Genomic DNA, 20861 nt, shown 5'->3' on the forward strand with positions numbered 1-20861 from the left:
ATGAAAAAGTTTGGGGGGGGGAGGGGTTCGGGGAGGGAGACCCTTGCGGCAGCCGTTATGCGAGTCTCCGAGCATTACGGATGGCGACCGCAACGCGCAAAGGGTCCCCTCCCCGATGCACGAACACCGCATCTGCAACGCCATGAGCACCATCTACACCGTAGGAGAATTGACCCGGGCCATCCGGGCCGCCATTGAGGGCGGATTTCCCTTTGTGTGGGTGCGCGGGCAGGTGAGCAACCTGTCGCGCCCGGCCTCGGGGCATTGCTATTTCGCGCTCAAGGACGAGGACGCGGTGCTGAACTGCGTGTGGTTCCGGGGCAACCAGCGCGACGCGGAGCATTTCGATCCCATGACCGGCGAGGTGTTCGAGGACGGGCCGCGTCCCGGCCTTGCCCGCACCATGGCCAACGGGCAGGAACTCTTGTGCGCGGGGCGGCTGACGGTGTACCCGCCGCGCGGCGGCTACCAGTTGGTGGTCGAAATGGCCCAGGACGCGGGCCTGGGGCGGCTGCACGCCCAGTTCGAGGCGCTGAAGGCCCGCCTTGCCGAGCGGGGATATTTCGACGCGGCGCGCAAGCGGCCACTGCCAAGGCATCCCGGGCGGGTGGCGGTGGTCACGGCCCCCAGCGGGGCGGCGGTGCGCGACTTCCTGCGCATGGCGGACGAGCGCGGCTGGGGCTGCGAGATACGCATCCACCCGGTGCCGGTGCAGGGCGATGAGGCCCCCCCGCGCATTGCGGCGGCGCTGGCCGAGGTGGCCGCGCAGGGCTGGGCGCAGGTGGCGGTGCTGATTCGCGGCGGCGGCTCGCTGGAAGACCTGTGGGCCTTCAACGACGAGCGGGTGGCCACAGCGGTGTTCGCCAGCCCCTTGCCGGTGCTGGCGGGCATCGGGCACGAGGTGGACCACACCATGGCCGACATGACCGCCGACATGCGCGCGGCCACACCCACCCATGCGGCGCAGTTGCTGTGGCCGGAACGGCGCGAACTGGCGCAGCGTGTGGACGAACTGGAAATGGCCCTGACGCGGAGCATGGAGCGGCGCTTTGCCCGGCTGGACGAGCAGTTGGGTTCCCTGCTGCGCGGACTGGCCTGGCTGTCGCCGGAACGGGCGCTGGCCCGGCTGGACGAACGCTTTGCCGACGCGGCAGCCCGGTTGGGCCGGGCGTGGGAGATGCTGACCCGGCGCGATGCGGCGTGGCTGGACACGGCGGACGCAGCGTTGGCCCGTGCGCTGGGGCCGGAGGCGTGGGAACGCCGTGAACGGGCGGTTGACGCGCTGGCAGCGCGCCTGCATTGGGCGGGCGAAGGCGCGGTGACCGGGCGCGAGCACGAACTGGAACGTTGCGCCCTGCGGCTGGACGCGCTGGACCCGCTGCGCCCGCTGGAGCGCGGCTACAGTCTGGTGCGCCGGGCCGACGGCGGTTTTCTGCGCAGCGTGGCCGAGGTTGCCCCCGGCGATGCGCTGGCCGTGCTGGTGCGCGACGGCGAGGTGGACGTGACCGTGCACGGGGCACAGCCCGGACGGATGACGGAGCAGGGCGGCGTAACCGATGCTGGCCGCACTGTGGGAAACGGCGATAACGGCGGCAATGCCGGAACGGGCGCCACGGAGCGGGGCGCCGGAGATATTTCGTGATGCAGTGTTTTCCGTTTGCTGGGCGGGATGGCCGAGGGGCCGCTGGCCTGTGGTCGTTGCTGACGGCGGGCCGCGGGCTGGGCGTAGTGTCGGCCATGCTGGCGGTCCTGTTGTCGCCCCTGCTGCTGGCTGCATCGGCCTCGCCCGCACGGGCGGCGGTGCTGGCGCTGGATGCGCCGGAATCCACCGGCGACGGCAAGCCCTTCGTGGTCACAGTGACGGCGGATGCCCCTGGCGACGTGGTGCTGGACTGGCGCGGCGAGTCCGTCATTGTGCCCGTGGTGCCCACTCTTGCCGGCGTTGACGCCAGTTCCGCTGCCGGACCCTCTGCCCTACCTTCTGCCGGTTCCGCCGCCCCCGCCCGCTGGACCGGGCAGGCCATCCTGGCCGTGCCGCTGGATACAAAGCCGGGCACGGAGACGTTGCGCGCCCGCCCCGCCGGGCAGCCCAAGGCCGCGCCAGCGGTTACCCGCGCCATCGCCGTGGTTCGCGCCGCCTATCCGGAGCAGCGCCTGACCGTGGAAGGCAAGTACGTCAACCCGGACAAGGCCGCGCTGGACCGCCACGAGGCAGAGCGCGCCCGCGTGAAGGCAGCGCTGGCCCTGCGCACTCCGGAACGGCTGTGGATGCTGCCCATGCAACGGCCCGTGCCGGGTGAGGTGTCCAGCCTGTTCGGCCTGCGCAGGGTGTTCAACGGCGAACCGCGCGCGCTGCATCGCGGGCTGGACCTGCGCGGCGAGGCGGGCGAACCGGTGAAGGCGTGTGCGGCAGGGCGGGTGGTGCTGGCCGAGAATCATTATTTTGCGGGCAATTCCGTGTACATCGACCACGGTATGGGCGTCGTCAGCATGTATTTTCACCTGTCCGCCACGGACGTGGCCCCCGGCCAGATGGTGGCGCGGGGCCGGGTCATCGGCAAGGTGGGCAGCACGGGTCGGGTCACCGGGCCGCATCTGCATTTCGGCATGGCGGTGCTTGGCGACATGGTGGACCCTCAGGTATTGCTGGACCCTCAGATATCGTTGGAGAGGGCGCCCGCGAACGCGGGCGCGACCACAAGGGAGTAACGCATGGCCGCGCGCGCACGAAAGAATGCGGGGGCAGAGGCCCCCGTCGGTGGTGACGGTGTTGATGGCGTTGTGGAAAAGGCCGAGGCCGCAGTGGATTACGAAGCCGCCATGGCCCGCCTGCAAGAGGTGGTGGCCGCGCTGGAAGCGGGCGACCTGCCGCTGGAGCGCAGCGTGGCCCTGTACAAGGAAGGGCTGGGCCTGTCCCGCGCCTGCCGCGACAGGTTGCGCACGGCCCGCAACGAGATACGCCTGTTCACCGAAGGTGGCCTGACGGAATTCGAAGGGGTGGGGGACGATGCTGACGCCGAGTGAAATCAAGGCCCGCCTGCGCGATGCCGCCGCCGGGGTGGAACGCTACCTGGCCGCGTGTCTGGCCGACCGGGGCATTCCCGCGCGGCTGCGCGCCTCCATGGAATACAGCCTGAACGCGGGCGGCAAACGGGTGCGCCCGGTGCTGTGCCTGACCACCGCCGCGCTGTTCGGCCTGCCAGCGGGGCGTGTGATGCCCTTTGCAGCCGCCATCGAGATGATCCACACCTATTCGCTCATCCACGACGACCTGCCCGCCATGGATGACGACGACCTGCGGCGCGGCAAGCCCTCGAACCACAAGATGTTCGACGAGGCCACGGCCATTCTGGCCGGTGACGGCCTGCTCACCGATGCCTTCGATTTCATGGCCGGTGTGGGGGCTGGTGTCGGGGCGGATGCGGGAGCCTGTGGCGAAGACGCCGCCATCCCCGCCATCCCCGCCGCCAACGTCCTCGCCGCCTTGCGCGTGGTGGCCCGCGCTGCCGGTGCCCCCGGCATGGTGGGCGGCCAGGCGCTGGACATGGAGTACACCGGTCGCACGGGCGTGACCCTGGACGAAATGGCCGCCATGCACGCCATGAAGACCGGGGCGCTGCTGCGCGCGTCGTGCCTGTCCGGCGCGCTGCTGGCGGGTGCCGACGCCGACGCGCAGGCCCGCATCGCCGACTACGGCGCGCACATTGGCGCGGCCTTCCAGATCGTGGACGACATTCTTGACGAAGTGGGCGACGAGGCGGAAATCGGCAAGCCCGTGGGCAGCGACGCGGAGCAGGGCAAGACCACCTATCCGTCGTTGCTGGGCGTGGAGCGCAGCCGCGCCCTGGCCCGCGAACGGGCCGACGCGGCCATCGAACGGCTGGCGCCCTACACAGGGCCGGACGCCGATTTCCTGCGCAGCCTGGCGAGCTATATCGTCGATCGCGCTTCCTGACGCGGCGCGAGAGCATTTTACGGCACGACAACAACGCCTTGCACCACCGGGCGCGCTCCGCGCGGCCCGATAACGGATACCCACGCATGACCGAGCAGCTATCGCCCTCGCGTTCTCCCCAAGGGCAGCTTGTTGGTACGCCCCTTCTGGATTCCATAGCCAACCCGCGCGACGTGGCCGGGCTGGCGCCCGAACAGATGCAGCAACTGGCCGACGAGTTGCGCCAGCGCATCATTGCCACCGTGTCCCGCAACGGCGGGCACCTTGCCCCCTCGCTGGGCGTGGTGGAACTGACCATTGCGCTGCTCAGTTCGTTCGATGCCGGGCGCGACAAGGTCATCTGGGACGTGGGCCATCAGGCGTACGCCTGGAAGCTGCTGACGGGACGCGCCGACGTGTTCCATACCCTGCGGAGGGGCGGCGGCATCAGCGGCTTTCCCAAGATGGCGGAAAGCCCGTACGACCATTTCGGGGTGGGGCATTCCTCCACGTCCATTTCGGCAGCGCTGGGCATGGCCATGGCGCGCGACCTGGCCGGGGGCGACCACAACGTGGTGGCCGTCATCGGCGACGGCTCCATGACTGCGGGCCTTGCCTTCGAAGGGCTGAACCAGGCCGGGGCCATGGACCGCAAGCTCATCGTCGTGCTGAACGACAACGAGATGTCCATTTCCAAGAACGTGGGGGCGCTGTCGCTGTTCCTCAGCCGCAACCTGTCCAAGCGCTGGGTGCGCCGCATGAAGAAGGACATGGAAACCTTCATGCGTTCCATCCCCGGCATCGGCGAGGACATGCTGGGCTACGCCAAGCGCAGCGAGCACAGCCTGAAGGGGTTCTTCACGCCGGGCATGCTGTTCGAGGCGTTCGGGTTCAACTACATCGGCCCGGTGAACGGGCACGACGTCAAGGCGCTGACCCGCACCTTCGACATGGCCCGCACCCTGGACGAGCCGGTGCTGCTGCACGTGCTGACCCGCAAGGGCAAGGGCTACGCCCCGGCAGAGACCAACCCCACCCACTTCCACGGGGTGGGCCGCTTCGAGCCGGAAACGGGCAAGGCCGCCAAGCTGGCCGATGCCCCGGCGCTGCCCAGCTTCACCGAGGTGTTCGGCGACACCCTGTGCATGCTGGCGGACGAGGACAAGCGGGTCATGGCCATTACCGCCGCCATGCCCGAAGGCACCGGTACCAGCTGTTTCTGTACGCGCCACCCGGAGCGGTTCGTGGACGTGGGCATCTGCGAGCAGCACGCGGTGACCTTTGCCGCAGGCCTTGCCACGCAGGGGCTGCGACCGTTCGTGGCCATCTATTCCACCTTCCTGCAACGCTCGTACGACCAGGTGGTGCACGACGTGTGCATCCAGAACCTGCCGGTGGTCTTCTGCGTGGACCGGGCCGGGCTGGTGGGCGAGGACGGCCCCACCCACCACGGGGTGTTCGATATTTCCTATCTGCGCCACATTCCCAACATGCACATCCTGGCCCCGCGCGACGAGGCGCAACTGCGCAACGCCATGCGCACCGCCCTGGCCCTGGATGCGCCGGTGGCCATACGTTACCCGCGCGGCGTGGGCACGGGGGCCGTGTTGCCTCCGCGCGGCGAGGTGCTGCCCCTTGGCCGGGGCGAGGTGCTGAAGCAGGGCGAAGGGCTGGCCGTCATCGCCTGCGGCAGCCGGGTGGCCCCGGCGCTGGAGGCGGCGGAACGGGTGGCCGAGGAATCCGGCCGTCAGGTCACCGTGTTCGACGCGGTCTGGGTCAAGCCTCTTCCCGTGGACCAACTGCTGGAACTGGCCGCCACCCACGACGCGCTGCTGCTGATAGAGGAAAACGCCCTGGCGGGTGGCTTTACCTCTGCCGTGTTGGAATGTCTGGCCGACCACGGCGCGCTGCGCGGGCAGGCCATCCGCAGGCTGGGTGTGCCCGACCACTTCGTGGAGCACGGCAGCCAGAAGGAACTGCGGGCCAAACTGGGCCTGTGCGTGGACGGCATCGAAGAGGCCCTGCGGTCCATGCTGAGGCTGGAGTAGGTCAGGCAGACATTACTGGTTGCGGAACATCATGCAATGAATGCGGCGGCGGGAGTATGCTCCCGCCGCCGTTCGTTTTGCATGTGTTGGTAAGGTTGTCAGCTGCGGCAATTTCGATGTCCCGGAGTAGCTGGCGCTGCGTATTACGCCCGCATCTCCGCGATGATGGATTTCAGCTCCACGGCCAGTCGGGCCAGTTCGGACACGGCCTGCGACGATTGTCCCATGGCTTCCGCCGTTTCCGAGGCGATGCGGTTGATGTCTTCCGTCCCGCGCCCCACCTGTTCGCTGGCGGCGGACTGCTGCTCGCTGGCCGCCGCGATGGCGCGCACGTTGTCCGAGGTGCGTTCCACCAGCCCCACGATGCTGCGCAGCGAATCGCCGGAAAGGTTGGCGGTGCGGGTGCAGTCCACGATGGCGGCGGTGGTGTTTTCCGTGCTCCGGATGTTGTCCCGCGCGCTTTGCTGCACCGAGCGGATGTAGCTGCCCACCTCGCTGGTGGCGGTCATGGTCTTTTCGGCCAGCTTGCGCACCTCGTCGGCAACCACGGCAAAGCCGCGCCCGGCGTCACCGGCCCGGGCCGCCTCGATGGCGGCGTTCAGCGCCAGCAGGTTGGTCTGGTCGGCAATGTCGGCGATGACGGTCATGATCTGGCCGATGCCGTCAGCCTGGCGGCCCAGTTCGGTCATGTCGGTCTTCAGGCTTTCCGCCTGGCCGTTGATGGCGTTGATGGTGTTCACCACCGATTCCACAAGCCGCGCCCCCTCCTGGGCCTGCGCGCGGGCGGAATCGGCCAGATCTGCTGTTTCGGCGGCGTTGCGCGCCACGCTCATGGCGGCGGCGTTCATTTCCTCAACGGCGGCGGCAGCCTCTGCCGTGCGGCCACGCTGCTCGTCGCTGCCGCGAGAGGACTGTTCGATCTGCGCGGCCAGTTGCTCGGAGGCCGAGGCCAGCATGTTGGCCACCTCGTCGGCCTTCACCGCCGCGTGGGCGATGCGCTGGTTCTGCTGTTCGATGCGGGCGTGCTGGGTCTTGATGTCCGTCTGGTCCGAAATCAGGGCGAACCCGGCGATGAGCGTGCCGTCCAGGTCGTACATGGGGGCGGCATCCACGCTGGCGTGCAGCCGCGCGCCCTTGCGGCCCGCCAGTTCCGTCTGCACGCCGCGTTGGGCGCGGCGCTCGCTCATGCTGGTGCCGATGACCGTGGCATGGTTGTCGTCGCCATGAAAGATGCGCCCCACCGGCACCCCCATGAAGGCCTGCGGGTCGCCGTCGATCTGCATGTAGTCGAGGGTGGCGCGGTTGACGAACAGCACCCGCTGGTCCGGCCCGGCTACCACGCAGGGCAGGGTGATGCCGTCCAGCAGCCCCTGGGCAAAGCCCAGCTTGTTCTTGAGTTCGCCCACCATGGCCCGCACGTTGTCGCCAAGGCTGCGGAATTCATATCTGAAATCCTGGTGCAGGGTGGCCTTCAGGTCGCCACCGGCCACGGCGCGGGTAAACGCCTCTATGTCCGCCACCGGGCGGGCCACCAGCCGCCGCACCAGCAGCGATATCACGCTCCCCAGCACCAGCAGCGCGGCAGCGCCGATGCCCAACAGGGTGTTGCGCTGCCGGGTGGCCATGCCGGCCAGCTCGTCCGTGTAGGCGCTCATGCACACCAGCCAGCCCGTGACCGGTTCGGTGGTGACGGTCAGGCACTTGCGCCCATCCTTCCAGTCGTAGAAGACGTTGCCGTTCTTCAAGGACAGGGCGGTGCGGACGAATTCGTGTTCGGTCACGTCCTTCAGCATCATGGCCTTGTCGGGGTGGGCGATGACGCGCCCGCTGCCGTCCAGCATGAAACCGTAGCCGCGCTGGCCGAAGTGCAGCCCGTTGACGAAGACGGAGGTGAAGTTTTCCCAGCGCGGGAAGATGCCCACCCCGCCGATGACGCGACCGCCAGCATCGCGGACGGCCTTCACCGCCACGAAGATGAACATGTTGCCGCCGCCGCTCTTGGCGGTGATGACGGACTTGCCGATGAAGGTGTCCTGCCCGGCCATCACCGCCCTGTAGTAGTCGCGGTCACCGCGCGTGCCGCCGGTCAGGTCTTCCATGTCGGCGTTGATGCCTGCGCGAATGATGCCCTTGTCGTCGAACACGATGACCGACCAGATGTTGCCGTCGCCGCGTACCACGTCCTTCAGGCGATTCTGGGCGGTGGTGGCATCGCCGGTCAGTGCTTCCTGCACCAGGCGCTGCTTGGCAAGTTGGTTGATGGTGCTGGTAAAGTTCTGCACGTACAGTGCAAGCGCATCGCGCGCGCTTGTCCCTGCCTGTTCCATGGCGTGCTGTTCCAATTCCAGCGTCATGCGGTACGAGGAATCCGTTACGTAGTATGTGATGCCGCCAAATGCTGCGATGACGGCAAGCATGACGGAAACGATGAATACCGGTGCGACGCTTTTGACGCTCATGGAACCCCCCAAAGGATGCAAAGTTTCTATCTTGCATGAAATGTAGCGCCAGAGCACGGGTTCTGTCAAGGAATGGGGGCACTATGGGGGTATGGGGGAAAACAAAAGTGGCGCATCCGATACACGGAATGCGCCACTCGAGCGAAAGAAATGTCGGAGCTTGTCGCAGTGACGTTACAGTGATGTTACGAACAGGCGTATGCCGTTTTCCAGCATCTGCACGGCCATCATAATGAGCACAAGGCCCATCAACCGCTCCATGGCGCGCATGGTGCGCGGCCCCAGCAATCGGGCGATGTCCGGGGTAAAGGCCATGATGGCGGCGGTGGCCGTCCAGGCCATCAGGATGCCCGCCACCACGTTGACCTGGGCCATCATGCCGCCCTGGGCCTGCCGGGCAAAGACCATCACCGCCGCCAGCAGCGAAGGCCCGGCGATGAGCGGCACGGCAATGGGCACGATGAACGGGTCGTGCGCCACCGCCTCGGTGTCGCCTTCCTGCGGGGGAAAGACCATTTTCATGGAAATGATGAACAGGATCAGCCCGCCGGACAGGCGCAGGGTGGATTGTTCTATCTCCAGCATGCCGAGCAGTGCATCACCCAGCACGTGAAAGCCCAGGATGATGCCGAGGGCGAACAGCAGCTCACGCCGCAGGATGGCGCGCTGCCGGGCCTCGCCGTGTTCGCGCAGCATGCCGAGGCAGGCGGCGGCATTGCCTACCGGGTCCATGATCAGGAACAGCGGCAGGGCGATCTCGAAGGCGATGCGGAAGTTGAAGGCGTCGAACATGGCATATCCGTTCTTGGTGAAGGGCCGCTTTGGGCGGGTGGTCGTTTGGGGCTCGGGTGGTTTGGGCGATGCCGCCGTTGGCGGGCGTGGAAAGGCAGGCAAAATGGCTCGCCCGGCGGGGCCGCGCTGTTGCGGGTGCCGCCGGGCGGAAAAGGCTGGGCGGGACCGCCGCCGCGTGCGGCTATTCCTCTATTTCCATGTAGGTGGCCGACTGGGCGGCCTTTTCCGACACGGTCACCGCGTGCAGGCGTACCCCGTGCGGGGCAAGGCGCGGGGCCAACTGTTGCCAGATGTGCCGCGAAAGATTCTCCGACGAGGGGTTCACGGTGTCGAAGGGCGGAACATCGTTCAGGTTCTTGTGGTCCAGGGTGTCGAGCACCGCGTTCAGTTCGCGCTTCAGCACCTTGAAGTCGAGCACGATTTCGGTGTCGCCGGTCAGGCGGTCGCCCTCGGCCACCATTTCCACGGCAAAGTTGTGGCCGTGCATGGATTCGCATTTGCCTTCGTAATGGCGCAGCGCGTGCGAGGCGCAGAACTCCGAGCGCACGGTAAGCCGCCAGATGGATTTCTTCACGGTGTGTCTCCTGAGCAATTGCGGTAAAGCTATGTGGCCAGAAAAACGAAAGGCGCAGGTGCTTTCAGGCTGTTGCCGATAGGGCTCGGCGCTACTCCGGTCCTTCGGTCCAGTGCGCAATATCCGTCTCGAACGCGGGGCCGGGCTGCACCATCCACTGCGGGCCGAACTGCAACAGGCATTCGGATTCGTCCACCACCAGCCGCACGTTCACCGGCACCGGGCCGCGATGCCGTTCCAGAATGGCGCGCAACGCGGCAAGGCTGGCGGCTTCCACGCGGGGCAGGGGCATGTCGATGGTCACGGGCTGGTCGCTGGCGCCGCAGGCACGGGCCAGCGGAATGACCTTGTCGCCCAGCAGCTTGATTTCGCGCGGTATGTCGTCGTCTTCCTCGGACATGGACCCGTCCCCGCCCCCGCCCCCGTTCCTGCCGCCGTCGTCGTTCTGCTGCTTGCTGATGGTGGCCTCCAGCAACAGCGGCTGGTCCGATTTCAGCAGTTCGCGGAACTCCGCGTAGGGTTCGGGAAAGAACACGCACTCGCCGGACGCGGTCAGGTCTTCCACTTGCAGGAAGGCCATGCGCGCGCCCTTCTTGGTCATGTGTTCCTTGATGCCGGTGACCAGCACGGCGGTCTTCAGCGACATGCCGGGGGCCATGTCCCGCGTTTCTTCCAGCGGGGTAAGGCGCAGGCGGAACAGTTCCTTGCGGTAGGGCTGGAGCGGGTGGCTGGTCAGAAAGAAGCCCAGCGCCTCCTTCTCGAAGCGCAGCTTCTGGTCGTCGTCCCATTCCTGGGCCTGCTGCTCTTCGCAGTCAAAGCCGATGCCGGGGCACACGGCGGGCTCTTCCGGCACCATGGTGAACAGCGAAACCTGGTTGGATTCCTTGTCCTTCAGCCGCTTCTGGGCCTTGCTGACCACGTTGTCCAGCGCGGCCAGCATGCCCGCGCGGGTGCAGCCAAGGCAGTCGCACGCGCCGCCCTTGATCAGGCTTTCCAGAACGCGCTTGGTCACCTTGCGCAGGTTCACGCGCATGCACAGGTCCAGCAGCGAGGCAAACACCCCGCCTTCCTCGCGGGCGTCCACGATTTCGCGGATGGCTTCGTCGCCCACGTTCTTGATGCCGCCAAGGCCGAAGACGATGGCCCCCTCGTGCACGGTGAACTCGCGGCGGCTGGCCTGCACGTTGGGCTGCAACACGGCGATGCCCATGTCCTTGCAGGCGGCCACGTATTTCAGCAGCTTGTCCTGGTTGCCCATTTCGGACGTGAGCAGGGCGGCCATGAATTCCGTGGGAAAGTGCACCTTCAGGAACGCGGTGTAGTACGAAATGAGCGCATAGGCGGCGCTGTGCGACTTGTTGAAGCCGTACTCCGCGAACTTTTCCATCAGGTCGAAGATTTCGTCGGCCGTGGCCTTGGGCACCCCGTTCTTCTGCGCGCCCTCCACGAACTTGATGCGCTGCTGGCCCATTTCCTCGGCGTTCTTCTTGCCCATGGCGCGGCGCAACAGGTCCGCGCCGCCAAGGGTGTAGCCCGCCGCGATCTGGGCGATCTGCATCACCTGTTCCTGGTACACGATGACGCCGTAGGTATCGCGCAGGCAGTCTTCAAGCGAGGGCAGGGGGTAGGTGACGGGCACCTCGCCATGCTTGCGCTTGATGAATTCGTCCACCATGCCCGATCCCAGCGGGCCGGGCCGGTACAGGGCCAGCATGGCGATGACGTCGTCGAAGCACGAGGGCTTCAGCATGCGCAGGTACTGGCGCATGCCCGAACTTTCCACCTGGAAGATGCCGTCGGTGTCCCCGCGCGAGTACAGTTCGTAGGTCTCCGCGTCGTCCAGGGACAGCGTGTCGAGGTCGGGCGGGGTCTTGCCCTGCCGGGCAATCTCGTCCAGCGAATCCTGCACCAGGGTCATGGTGCGCAGGCCCAGGAAGTCGAACTTCACCAGCCCGACCTTCTCGACCATCTTCATGTCGAACTGGGTGACTATTTCACCCTTCTTTCCCCGGTACAGCGGCAGGTAGTCGCGCATGGGCTTGTCGGACACCACAACCCCCGCCGCGTGGGTGGAGGCGTGGCGCGACAGCCCTTCGAGCCGCATGGAAACGTCCAGCAGCTTGCGGATCTGCGGATCGGTCTTGTACAGCGCGGCAAGGTCCGGTTCCGCGTCGATGGCCTTCTTGACCGTCATCTTCAGGTCTTCGGGCACCAGCTTGGCGATGCGGTCGGTTTCGGGAAAGGTCATGCCCAGGGCGCGGCCCACGTCGCGCACCACCGCTTTGGCCTTCATCTTCCCGAAGGTGGTGATCTGCGCCACCATGTCTTCGCCGTACTTCTCGCCCACGTACTTGATGACTTCGGTACGGCGGCGTTCGCAGAAGTCCACGTCGATATCGGGCATGGACACGCGTTCGATGTTCAGGAAGCGCTCGAACAGCAGGTTGTACGGAATGGGGTCGAGGTTGGTGATGCGCAGCGACCACGCCACCAGCGAACCGGCGGCGGAACCGCGCCCCGGACCCACGGGAATGCCGTTGTCCTTGGCCCAGTTGATGAAGTCCTGCACGATGAGGAAGTAGCCGGGAAAGCCCATCTGGCCGATGACGTTCAGTTCCAGCTCAAGGCGCTGCCAGTACAGGTCGTGGTCGATGGTGTCGCGGTTGGGGTGGCGCTCAAGGCGGCGCTTCAGCCCTTCGCGCGAGAGGCGGCGGAACTCGTCCTCCAGGGTCATGCCCTCGGGCAGGGCATACACGGGAAAGACGTACTTGCCGAAATCGAACTTTACCGCGCACTGCTCGGCGATGCGCCCGGTGTTGGCCACGGCGTCGGGCACGTGGGCGAACGCCTTGGCCATTTCCTCCGGCGACTTGTAGTACAGCTCCTTGGTCTCGAAGCGCATCCGGCGCTCGTCGTCCACCTTGGCCTGGGTCTGGATGCACAGCAGCACGTCGTGGGCTTCCACGTCGCTGGCTTCCAGGTAGTGGCAGTCGTTGGTGGCCACCAGGGGCAGCCCGGTGTGATCGGCCAGTTCCAGCAGCTTCTCGTTCAGCTCGTCCTGTTCCTTCAGGCCGTTGGACTGCAATTCCAGATAGAAGTTGCCGGGGTAGATGGCTTCGTAGTCGCGGGCGATGCGGATGGCGTCGTCCATGCCGCTGCGCAAGAGCGCGCGCGGCACCTGCCCGGCCAGGCAGGCGGAAAGGGCGGTGATGCCGCCCGAATACTGGCGCAGCAGGTCCATGTCCACGCGCGGCTTGTAGTGAAAGCCGTGCAGGAAGCCGTGGGTCACCAGCTTGACCAGGTTGTGGTAGCCTTCGTTGTCGCGCGCCAGCAGCACCAGGTGGTGGCGCACGCGGGCCAGTTCCGAGGTCTTGTCCGTGTGGTCGTTGGCCACGTAGACCTCGCACCCGATGATGGGCTTTATGCCGAACTGCTTGCAGGTATTGTAGAAATAGACGGCGCCGTAAAGGTTGCCGTGGTCGGTGATGGCGGCGGCGGGCATGCCGAAGTCCACCGCCTTGGCGCACAGGTCCTTCAGGCGGATGGCCCCGTCAAGCAGGCTGTATTCGGTATGGCAATGCAGATGGACGAAATCGGACATGGACGTTGGACGTATTCCCGACAGGGCGGCGCAGGCCGCGCGGGCGCGGTGCCTGGTCGTCTGTCTGTTCGCATGTGAATCCGGATGGTTGCCGCGTTGGATGCCGCCCTGCGGGGCGGCGGCGGTGCCGTGACGGGGATGACACACCCTAGCAGAAGGGGGACGCCCCCACAACGACGGAGTGGGGGCCTGTTCGGGCCGGACTGGAGGCGGACTGGAGGCGGATTGGGGCCGGGCGTGCCGGGACGGATGCATGCCACGATGCCGGGGCAACGATGTCACTGCCGCCGCGCGGCTTGCCCGGCGGTTGGGGAATGCGTACAACCACGGCTGCCGCCGCAGTCAGCGGACGGCACAGGAGCCAGCCGAAGGCACAGGAGCCAGCCGAAGGCACAGGAGCCAGCCGAAGGCACAGGAGGTTGACGTGTTCGACGTGACCATGGCCCATGCGGCCACCGCAGCCACCGTGGCAACGGATGCGGGGCTGGGGGGGCTGGTTCTGGAGAAAGCGGGGCAGTACGTCCTGATCATTGCCTTTTTCGGGTCCATCATCTGGTTTCTGCGCTTTCTGTACGGACCCAAGGGCATATTCCGCGACCCGGCTTGGGACCGCTGGAACGACGAGGCCCGGCGCGATGACGCCCGGCGCGAGGCAGAGCTTGCGGCACGGGGCGACAGCGCCGAAGCGGGGCCGGATGTATCGGCGCCCGTGTCCCCGGAAGGGGAGCGGCGGTGAGCATGGACGCCCAGCGTGACATTTCCCGGCACGAGGCGTGGTTCGGCCAGTACGTGGACCGCTTCCTGACCGGTGATGCGGCGCATGACGCGCACATCGAACTCAAGCGCGAACATTCCCTGCTGGTGCTGGGCAATGCCCGCGTCATCGTGGCCGAGGCCGTGGCGGCGGGGATCATGGACGTGGTCAGCGCCCGCGCGGCACTGCTGGGCGCGCTGTACCACGACATCGGGCGGTTTTTGCAGTATCGGCGCTGGCAGACCTTCAGCGATGCGCGCTCTACCAACCACGGCCTGCTGGGCGGGCGCGTCCTGAACGAGGAACGTCCCCTGCACGACGAGGCCCCGGCCGTGCGCCACCTGGCCGCCTGCGCCGTGGTGCTGCACAACCGCTTTGCCATTCCGACCGGGGTTTCGCCGCGTGCACGCCAGGTGACCCGCGTGGTGCGCGACGCCGACAAGCTGGACATTTTCCGGTTGCTGGCTGTCCACATGGAACCCGGTGCCCCCCGCGACGACGTGGTGGTAATGCACCTGCCGGAAGTGCAGGGTGCGTGGAGCCCCGCCGTGCTGGACGCGGTGCGGGCCGGGCGTCTGGCCAGCTATGCGGACATGCGCTGCCTGAACGATTTTCGCATCCTGCTGTGCGGCTGGAGCTTCGACCTGGGTTTTACCGCCTCGCGCAGGCTGCTGCGCGAATCCGGTTGGGTGGAGCAGATGCTGGGTTGGCTGCCTTCGCCGGACGAGGTGCCGGAAATGGCCGAGTTGCGCTGCCGGGTACTGGCGGCGCTGCACGACGAGAGCGACATGACGGACTGCCGCCCCGGCATGACGGACGATGCGGCGGAAACGCCGGAATCGCTGGTCCCGTAACCCTGTGCCGGGAGCGGGTGGGGCGTTGTATGCCCGCCGCATCTTTTCCGGTGTGCCGTCCCGCGTTCCCCGACATCCTGGAATTTCCATGACCACCGACCCTTACGCCCGCATCGCGCAATGGTACGACCTGTTGCTGAACCCCGTGCTGGACGGGGTGCGCCGGGCCGTGGCCGACGTCTGCCGCGCCGAGGGGCTGCGGCGGGTGCTGGATGCCTGCTGCGGCACCGGGCGGCAATGCGCGGTGCTGCGCGGTGCGGGCGTGTCCTGCATTGGCGCGGACCTTTCCCCGGCCATGCTGGGCGCGGCCCGGTCGGCCATCCGCGTGGCCCGGCCTTGCGAACGCGACGCGGCCAGTGGGGGCGGTTGCCCGCCGCCCGCCGGCACCCGGCCATCCGGCACGTCGCATGCGGTACCGCTTGCCGCATCGTCCCCTTCGTCATTGCCTTTTTTGCGGTCCCCCCTGTTCCCCCTGTTTCCGCTGTTTCCGCTGTTGCGCGCCGATGCGCGCGTGCTGCCTTTCGCGGATAATGCCTTTGACGCGGTGGTGCTGTCGCTGGCCCTGCACGAGATGCCGGAGGCCACGGGCAACGCGGCCCTGGCCGATGCCCTGCGCGTGGCCCCGCGCGTGCTGCTGGCGGACTACCGGCTGGCGGAACGCAACCTGGACCTGCCCGCCGCCCTGTTCGTGCACCTGCCGGAACGGCTGGCCGGGGCAGAGCATTATCGCAATTTCCGGGGGTTCATGGCCCGTGGCGGGGTGGAGGGGCTGGCGCAGCGGGCCGGGTTGACCGTCATCCGCCGTGAACGGCTGTTCGGCGGGGCCGGGGCGCTGCTGCTGGCGGAGCGGAACAGCCGGGCGGAGTGACGGCGGGGCTGGCATGCTGGAAGGCACCATGCTCGCTGTATGCCTCTCCGGGCCTGTTCTGGTTCTGCTTCATACCTGACGCGCAACCATCTTTCATTCTCGCCTCCAACGCGAAACGCCCGGTCGAAGCCGGGCGTTTCGCGTTGGTGTGCGTGCGTGTGCAGTGCCCGCCATAGCGGCAGGGCCGCGTGCGTCATTCCTGGGCGGTGTCCTCTCCGGTGGCGGCGGCGGGCACGGCGGCCACCAGGTCCAGCGTTGGCTGGGTTACCCGGCCCTCGGCCAGAAGGCGCTGGCGGGCGTCGGCCACGCGCAGGATGGACAGGGGCGTTGCCAGCAGCGGCACCAGGCCAGAGGTCAGGGCATCGCGGTAGTAGGCGGTGTCCTCGTGCTTGCCGAGGAACTCGCGCAGGGTGGAGTCGAGGGAATAGCCCTCTTCCGTGAAGGCCTCGTCGAAGGCGCGGTACATGTCCAGCCGCAGCCCCTCGCCCGTGAATTTGGGCCCGGTGGCCGTGCCGGTCAGCACGCCCAGCAGCCCTTGCACCACCGCCTGTTGCCCGGCAGTGACAGCCTTGTTCTGCACCCGCTCGAAAACCGGCTTGGTGCAGCTTTCGCGCGGGGGGCAGACCCGCCCGGCGCAGGCGGCGCACAGGGCCGCGGCAAGCAGCAGCGCGAGGACGGCGGCGCGGGGGATGCCGGAACGTCTTGGGGATGCGCAACAACGAGCGGTGCGAACGGTGTTGGCGGCGAATTCGGGGGATGGGGACATTGCAGACTCCTGTGGATGCGATGCGGCTGGGCCGGGTGTGGGAGGTTGCCCGCCGGGTTCGCGGCGAGCGGCTGGGGCAGGCTGTCCCGCAGCGCAGACCGCGACGTGGCGTGACATGTCATGGCATGTACGCATATTTGTACATGTCAGGAGGATCGCCATGTCTGAAGCCATCACGTACTCCGAAGCCCGGCAGAACCTTGCCCAGACCATGGAGCGGGTGTGCGATTCGCACCAGCCCATTATCATCACCCGCCAGAAGGCTCGCTCCGTGGTGCTGATGTCGCTGGAAGACTACTCCAGCATACTGGAGACCGCCTATCTTCTCCAGTCCCCCGCCAATGCCGCGCGCCTGCGCGCCTCTTTGTCCGCTGCCGATGCCGGTGAGGCGGAACCCCGCGAGCTTGTGGACGCCGGGGTTTGACGTGCTTCTCGCCTGGCCGCCGCAAGCCTGGGAGGACTATCTATACTGGCAGGCCACGGATGCGCGCGTCGTGAAGCGGGTCAACGAACTCGTCCGGGACGCCCTGCGCACTCCGTTTTCCGGACTGGGCAAGCCGGAACCGCTCCGGTTTGATCTTGCGGGATGCTGGTTGCGCCGCATCGACCGTGAACACCGGCTGGTCTACAGGCTGGACGAGAAAGCGTCCGCGCTTGTCGTCCTGCAATGCCGGTATCATTACTAGCCATTTTCACGCGCTGCGCGCTGTGGCGCTTTCCGTTTTGCCACTTCGCACAAAATCCGTTTCCGGGCCATTGCCGTATTCCGGCTATCCCCTGCCGTCCATTTCGGCCACTTCATCCAGCCCCAATCGGATCATCAAATCCCCGCAGTCGGCGGCCACCACGTGCGCTCCGGCGTCGTGCAGGGCGTGGGCCGGGCTTTCGCCGCTGGTTACCCCGGCAGTCAGGGTGCCCGCGCGGTGCCCGGTCACGATGTCCATGGGGTGGTCGCCCACCATCAGGGCCTCGCCGGGCGAACGGCCCAGCGCGTCCAGCGCGCGCAGCAGGTGGTCCGGGTCGGGCTTCACGCTGGGCACGTCGTCGCGGGTGAGCAGGCAAGGGCACAGGGTATCCACGTCGGGAAACACGGCCCGCACCGCCTCCGGGCAGTTGCGGGTCACGATGGCCACGGACACGTCCAGTGCGGCCAGCGCGGCCAGCATGGGCCGGGTGAACGGAAACAGGTTGCCCCGTGCGGCGGCCTCCACCTCCACGCGGCGGATGGCGGCGTGGGCATCGGCATGCAGGGCGTCGGCGCGGGCGCGGTGGCCGTGCGTTGCCAGCAGGGCCGCCACGTGGGCGATCCACTCCATTACCGGCAGGTCGCGTCTGTCAGGCAGGTCCTGCGGATGTGCGCGCTGCGGCAGCTCCAGATATGGCCGCATGGCCTCTGCCACGGCGCGGCGCATCACGCCGAAATCCAGCGTGGGCGCGGCAAGGGTGCCGTCGAAATCGAACACCACGGCGCGCACGGCCACTCCGGTGCAATACAGCGTTCGGGGGGGCATCACTGGAACGGGGCCAGCCCCGGCAGGTTCAACTGGGGCTTGGGCTGGACCGGCGCGGGCCAGGCATCGTTGACCGGCACCACCAGTGTTGCCGGGTGAAAGCTGGACCAGGCGAACCACATGGCGTTGACGGGTATCAACTCGTTCAGCACGGCGCCCTTCATGGGGCCGGCCTCGGCCTTGCCGTCGATGGACCATTCGCTGCCGCTCTCGGTGTCCACCAGTCGGTTGGAACTGCCTTTCTTCAGCGCGAAGGTGGCGGGTTTGCCCCACACCGTGCGGTCGTACACCCGGATCACGTCCAGCCGCCTGTCCACCACGGCCAGCAGCGGCGTGGGGCCCTGGTCGATGTTGGCCACGCCGTCCTTGCGCACGGCGGGCACGTCGATGGCCAGTTGCTGGCCCTGCATGTCCATGCCGAGGATGGGCGTCTTGGGTTTCATGCGCCTGTCCAGCTTGGGCACGGGGTGCATGATGCGGTCGTCGTCGTAATAGGTGCCGGGCAGCAGGTACGAGCCGTAGGGATCCTTGCCGTACGAACGGCGGATGGCCGTGGGGGTGGCCAGCACCCTGGCATCGGGCAGGGCGGCGCGCGCCAGCCCCCAGGTGGTCCACCAGGCGGGAATGCGTTGCAGCACCTTGCCGCGCAGGGGACCGTCGATGGCAATGCCCAGCAGTTGCGACCACAGGCTGCCGCTGGCCCTGTCGAACAGCACGGTGTTGTTGTGCAGCAGGCGCCCATCCACGCCGAAGGTGGTCATGAACCGGCCCGCCTGGCCCTTGTACGCGGCCAGCACGCCGGTGAGCGGGCTGTAGGTGATGCAGAAGGTGGCGTCGCCCACAACTTCGTTGATGACCTCGTGCCAGACCATGATGCGCTGGGGGTAGATGCGCGGGCCGTCGGGCAGGCGCACCACGAAGACCGGCTCCGGGTCCTCCAGGCTGAGGGCGGCGCTGATGGTGGTGGTGTATTCCGGGCGGTACAGGGCGGGAATGGCGTCCGGCTTGACCCCGGTTTCCAGCAGTTGCCCGGCCAGTTGCTTCAGGTCGTCGTCGGTGCGCGGACCGGCGGCGGCGGGCACCGCAAGGCACAACAGGGCGGCAAGGCAGGCCGCAATCAGGCCGATTCGCCCGATCAGGTCGATTCGTCCGATCAGCCCGGCGCGGTATGGCGGAAAGATGGCGCCGTGTGGTTGCATCCGTTGCCGCATGTGTTAGGTTCTCCTTGGCTGACAGCATGTTGCGCGGGCGGATCGCCCCCGGCATGCGTGGCGGGCGCGCGACGGCGGCCTGTCCCGAAGCGTGGGCCGCAAACCATGGCCCGGAAGAGCGGCGCGCGCGGCCGATGCATCGGCATCCGGGCAAGAATAGAGAAAACGGCGGCATGGGGCAAGGATGCCCCGTCCCGCCGGGCCACGGTGCCCTTTCGGGGCGCCTCAGGAGGAACCATGGGCGAAACACCCATTTGCAACGTGCTGGTCTGCGGCGGTGCGGGCTACATTGGCTCGCACATGGTGCGGGCGCTGGTGGCGCGCGGCTGCACGCCCGTGATCTTTGACAATCTTTCCACCGGCCATGCCGACGCCGTGGATGCCGCCGCCCCCGATTGCGGCCTGGTGCGCGGCGACCTGCTGGACCGCCAGGCCCTGCGCCGGGTGTTCGCCGAACACAGCATCGACGCGGTGATGCACTTTTCCGCCCGCAGCCTGGTGGGCGAATCGGTGCGCGAACCCGCACTGTACTACGCCAACAACGTCACCGGCACCCTGAACCTGCTGGACGCCATGCGCGAGGCGGGCGTGCTGCGGCTGGTGTTCTCGTCCACGGCGGCGGTGTACGGCAACCCGGTTACCGAGCGCATCGCCGAGACGCATCCGCTGGCCCCGGTGAACCCCTACGGCGCGTCCAAGCTGATGGTGGAACGCATGCTGGCCGACCATGCCACGGCCTACGGGCTGCGCTCCGTGGCGCTGCGCTACTTCAACGCCGCAGGGGCGGACCGGGCGGGCGGCATCGGCGAATCGCATTCACCGGAAACGCACCTCATCCCCAACATCCTGCGCGCGGTGCTGGGCACGGGGCCCGCGCTCACCGTGTTCGGCAGCGACTACGACACCCCGGACGGCACCTGCGTGCGCGATTACATCCACGTCAACGACCTGTGCGACGCGCACCTGGCCGCATTGGACAGGCTGCTGGCCGCCCCCGTGGGCACGGCGGCGCTGCAGGACGGGCTGACGGCGGAACCAGGTAAGCAGGGCGCGCTGCACTACAACCTCGGCAACGGGCAGGGGTTCACCGTGCGGCAGGTCATCGACGCGGCGGCGCGGGTGACCGGGCGCGAGGTGCCCTTTACCGTGGGGCCGCGCCGTGATGGCGACCCGGCCCGACTGGTGGCGGACAGCACGCTGGCGGGCAGGGAACTGGGCTGGACCCCGAAGGTTACCGACATCCGCGAGATCATCGAAACCGCCTGGGCTTGGCATAGCGACCAGAAGTACTAGGCCATCGGCGTTGCGGGCGGCCTGCCGACCATCCATGCGGTGGTGGTGCGCCGCCCTGCCACGCGACGGGGGGGCCATGTCCTCTTGCCGCGCAACGGTCCCACGGGGGGCGCATCGCCCGCCGGACTGCCCGACTGCTCCGGATGATCCCGAAGAGTATCACAGGACGCCTCCGTCGCATCTGCAACGGGGGCGT

General features: G+C 67.5%; 18 protein-coding genes. 11 read left to right on the top strand and 7 right to left on the bottom strand.

The window, feature by feature from the left end:
* Positions 1-142 precede the first annotated feature (142 nt).
* The 5 genes from xseA to dxs all read left to right on the top strand — a co-directional run bounded on the left by xseA (position 143) and on the right by dxs (position 5982).
* Positions 143-1642, top strand: coding sequence for an exodeoxyribonuclease VII large subunit (xseA, locus tag ABWO17_RS04090; RefSeq protein ID WP_353116640.1), 1500 nt, complete (start codon positions 143-145; stop codon positions 1640-1642).
* Positions 1642-2709, top strand: coding sequence for a M23 family metallopeptidase (locus ABWO17_RS04095; RefSeq protein WP_502914878.1), 1068 nt, complete (start codon positions 1642-1644; stop codon positions 2707-2709). The genes xseA and ABWO17_RS04095 overlap by 1 nt, the downstream gene beginning before the upstream one ends.
* A gap of 72 nt (positions 2710-2781) precedes the next feature.
* Complete coding sequence (locus ABWO17_RS04100) at positions 2782-3024, top strand: exodeoxyribonuclease VII small subunit (protein WP_353116641.1); 243 nt, start codon at positions 2782-2784, stop codon at positions 3022-3024.
* Positions 3008-3955: a polyprenyl synthetase family protein gene (locus ABWO17_RS04105; RefSeq protein ID WP_353116314.1), complete on the top strand. Its 948-nt coding sequence runs from the start codon at positions 3008-3010 to the stop codon at positions 3953-3955. The genes ABWO17_RS04100 and ABWO17_RS04105 overlap by 17 nt, the downstream gene beginning before the upstream one ends.
* 86 nt (positions 3956-4041) lie before the next feature.
* Positions 4042-5982 (top strand): 1-deoxy-D-xylulose-5-phosphate synthase, encoded by a 1941-nt coding sequence (gene dxs / locus ABWO17_RS04110; RefSeq protein ID WP_353116315.1) that lies wholly within the window; start codon positions 4042-4044, stop codon positions 5980-5982.
* Positions 5983-6125: 143 nt separating this feature from the next.
* Here dxs and ABWO17_RS04115 read toward each other — a convergent pair whose 3' ends face one another.
* From ABWO17_RS04115 to dnaE, 4 genes are all read right to left on the bottom strand, one after another.
* Positions 6126-8441: a methyl-accepting chemotaxis protein gene (locus ABWO17_RS04115; protein WP_353116316.1), complete on the bottom strand. Its 2316-nt coding sequence runs from the start codon at positions 8439-8441 to the stop codon at positions 6126-6128.
* Positions 8442-8615: 174 nt separating this feature from the next.
* Entirely contained in the window at positions 8616-9233 is a 618-nt protein-coding gene (locus ABWO17_RS04120; RefSeq protein ID WP_353116317.1) for a MarC family protein, read from the bottom strand.
* Positions 9234-9414: 181 nt separating this feature from the next.
* Entirely contained in the window at positions 9415-9807 is a 393-nt protein-coding gene (gene queD / locus ABWO17_RS04125) for a 6-carboxytetrahydropterin synthase QueD (protein WP_353116318.1), read from the bottom strand.
* 91 nt (positions 9808-9898) lie between these two features.
* Positions 9899-13408, bottom strand: a complete 3510-nt coding sequence (dnaE, locus tag ABWO17_RS04130) for a DNA polymerase III subunit alpha (RefSeq protein ID WP_353116319.1) — start codon at positions 13406-13408, stop codon at positions 9899-9901.
* 424 nt (positions 13409-13832) lie between these two features.
* Here dnaE and ABWO17_RS04135 point away from each other — a divergent pair, with 424 nt between their 5' ends.
* From ABWO17_RS04135 to ABWO17_RS04145, 3 genes are all read left to right on the top strand, one after another.
* On the top strand, positions 13833-14144 hold the full coding sequence (locus tag ABWO17_RS04135; protein WP_353116320.1) for a hypothetical protein: 312 nt from the start codon (positions 13833-13835) through the stop codon (positions 14142-14144).
* A 2-nt stretch (positions 14145-14146) separates the two neighbouring features.
* Positions 14147-15016 (top strand): HD domain-containing protein, encoded by an 870-nt coding sequence (locus ABWO17_RS04140; protein WP_353116321.1) that lies wholly within the window; start codon positions 14147-14149, stop codon positions 15014-15016.
* Positions 15017-15104: 88 nt separating this feature from the next.
* Entirely contained in the window at positions 15105-15884 is a 780-nt protein-coding gene (locus ABWO17_RS04145; RefSeq protein ID WP_353116322.1) for a class I SAM-dependent methyltransferase, read from the top strand.
* Positions 15885-16077: 193 nt separating this feature from the next.
* Here ABWO17_RS04145 and ABWO17_RS04150 read toward each other — a convergent pair whose 3' ends face one another.
* On the bottom strand, positions 16078-16650 hold the full coding sequence (locus tag ABWO17_RS04150) for a hypothetical protein (RefSeq protein WP_353116323.1): 573 nt from the start codon (positions 16648-16650) through the stop codon (positions 16078-16080).
* A 160-nt stretch (positions 16651-16810) separates the two neighbouring features.
* Between ABWO17_RS04150 and ABWO17_RS04155 the strand changes: the two genes are divergently transcribed.
* Together ABWO17_RS04155 and ABWO17_RS04160 are read left to right on the top strand one after the other, a co-directional pair.
* Positions 16811-17074: a type II toxin-antitoxin system Phd/YefM family antitoxin gene (locus ABWO17_RS04155; RefSeq protein ID WP_353116324.1), complete on the top strand. Its 264-nt coding sequence runs from the start codon at positions 16811-16813 to the stop codon at positions 17072-17074.
* A 1-nt stretch (position 17075) separates the two neighbouring features.
* On the top strand, positions 17076-17336 hold the full coding sequence (locus ABWO17_RS04160; RefSeq protein WP_353116325.1) for a Txe/YoeB family addiction module toxin: 261 nt from the start codon (positions 17076-17078) through the stop codon (positions 17334-17336).
* 84 nt (positions 17337-17420) lie between these two features.
* Here ABWO17_RS04160 and ABWO17_RS04165 read toward each other — a convergent pair whose 3' ends face one another.
* Positions 17421-18161 carry an HAD family hydrolase gene (locus ABWO17_RS04165; protein ID WP_353116326.1) on the bottom strand — a complete coding sequence of 247 codons (741 nt, stop codon included), beginning with the start codon at positions 18159-18161 and terminating at the stop codon, positions 17421-17423.
* The gene (locus tag ABWO17_RS04170) at positions 18161-19372 is read right to left on the bottom strand and encodes a DUF3179 domain-containing protein (protein WP_353116327.1); all 1212 of its coding nucleotides are present in this window, start codon (positions 19370-19372) and stop codon (positions 18161-18163) included. Before ABWO17_RS04170 ends, ABWO17_RS04165 begins: the two co-directional genes overlap by 1 nt.
* A 237-nt stretch (positions 19373-19609) precedes the next feature.
* On the opposite strand from ABWO17_RS04170, the gene galE reads away from it, so the two are divergent.
* On the top strand, positions 19610-20665 hold the full coding sequence (gene galE / locus ABWO17_RS04175) for a UDP-glucose 4-epimerase GalE (RefSeq protein WP_353116328.1): 1056 nt from the start codon (positions 19610-19612) through the stop codon (positions 20663-20665).
* Positions 20666-20861 lie beyond the last annotated feature (196 nt).

Origin of the sequence: Nitratidesulfovibrio sp., assembly GCF_040373385.1 — a bacterium.
Taxonomy (GTDB): domain Bacteria; phylum Desulfobacterota; class Desulfovibrionia; order Desulfovibrionales; family Desulfovibrionaceae; genus Cupidesulfovibrio.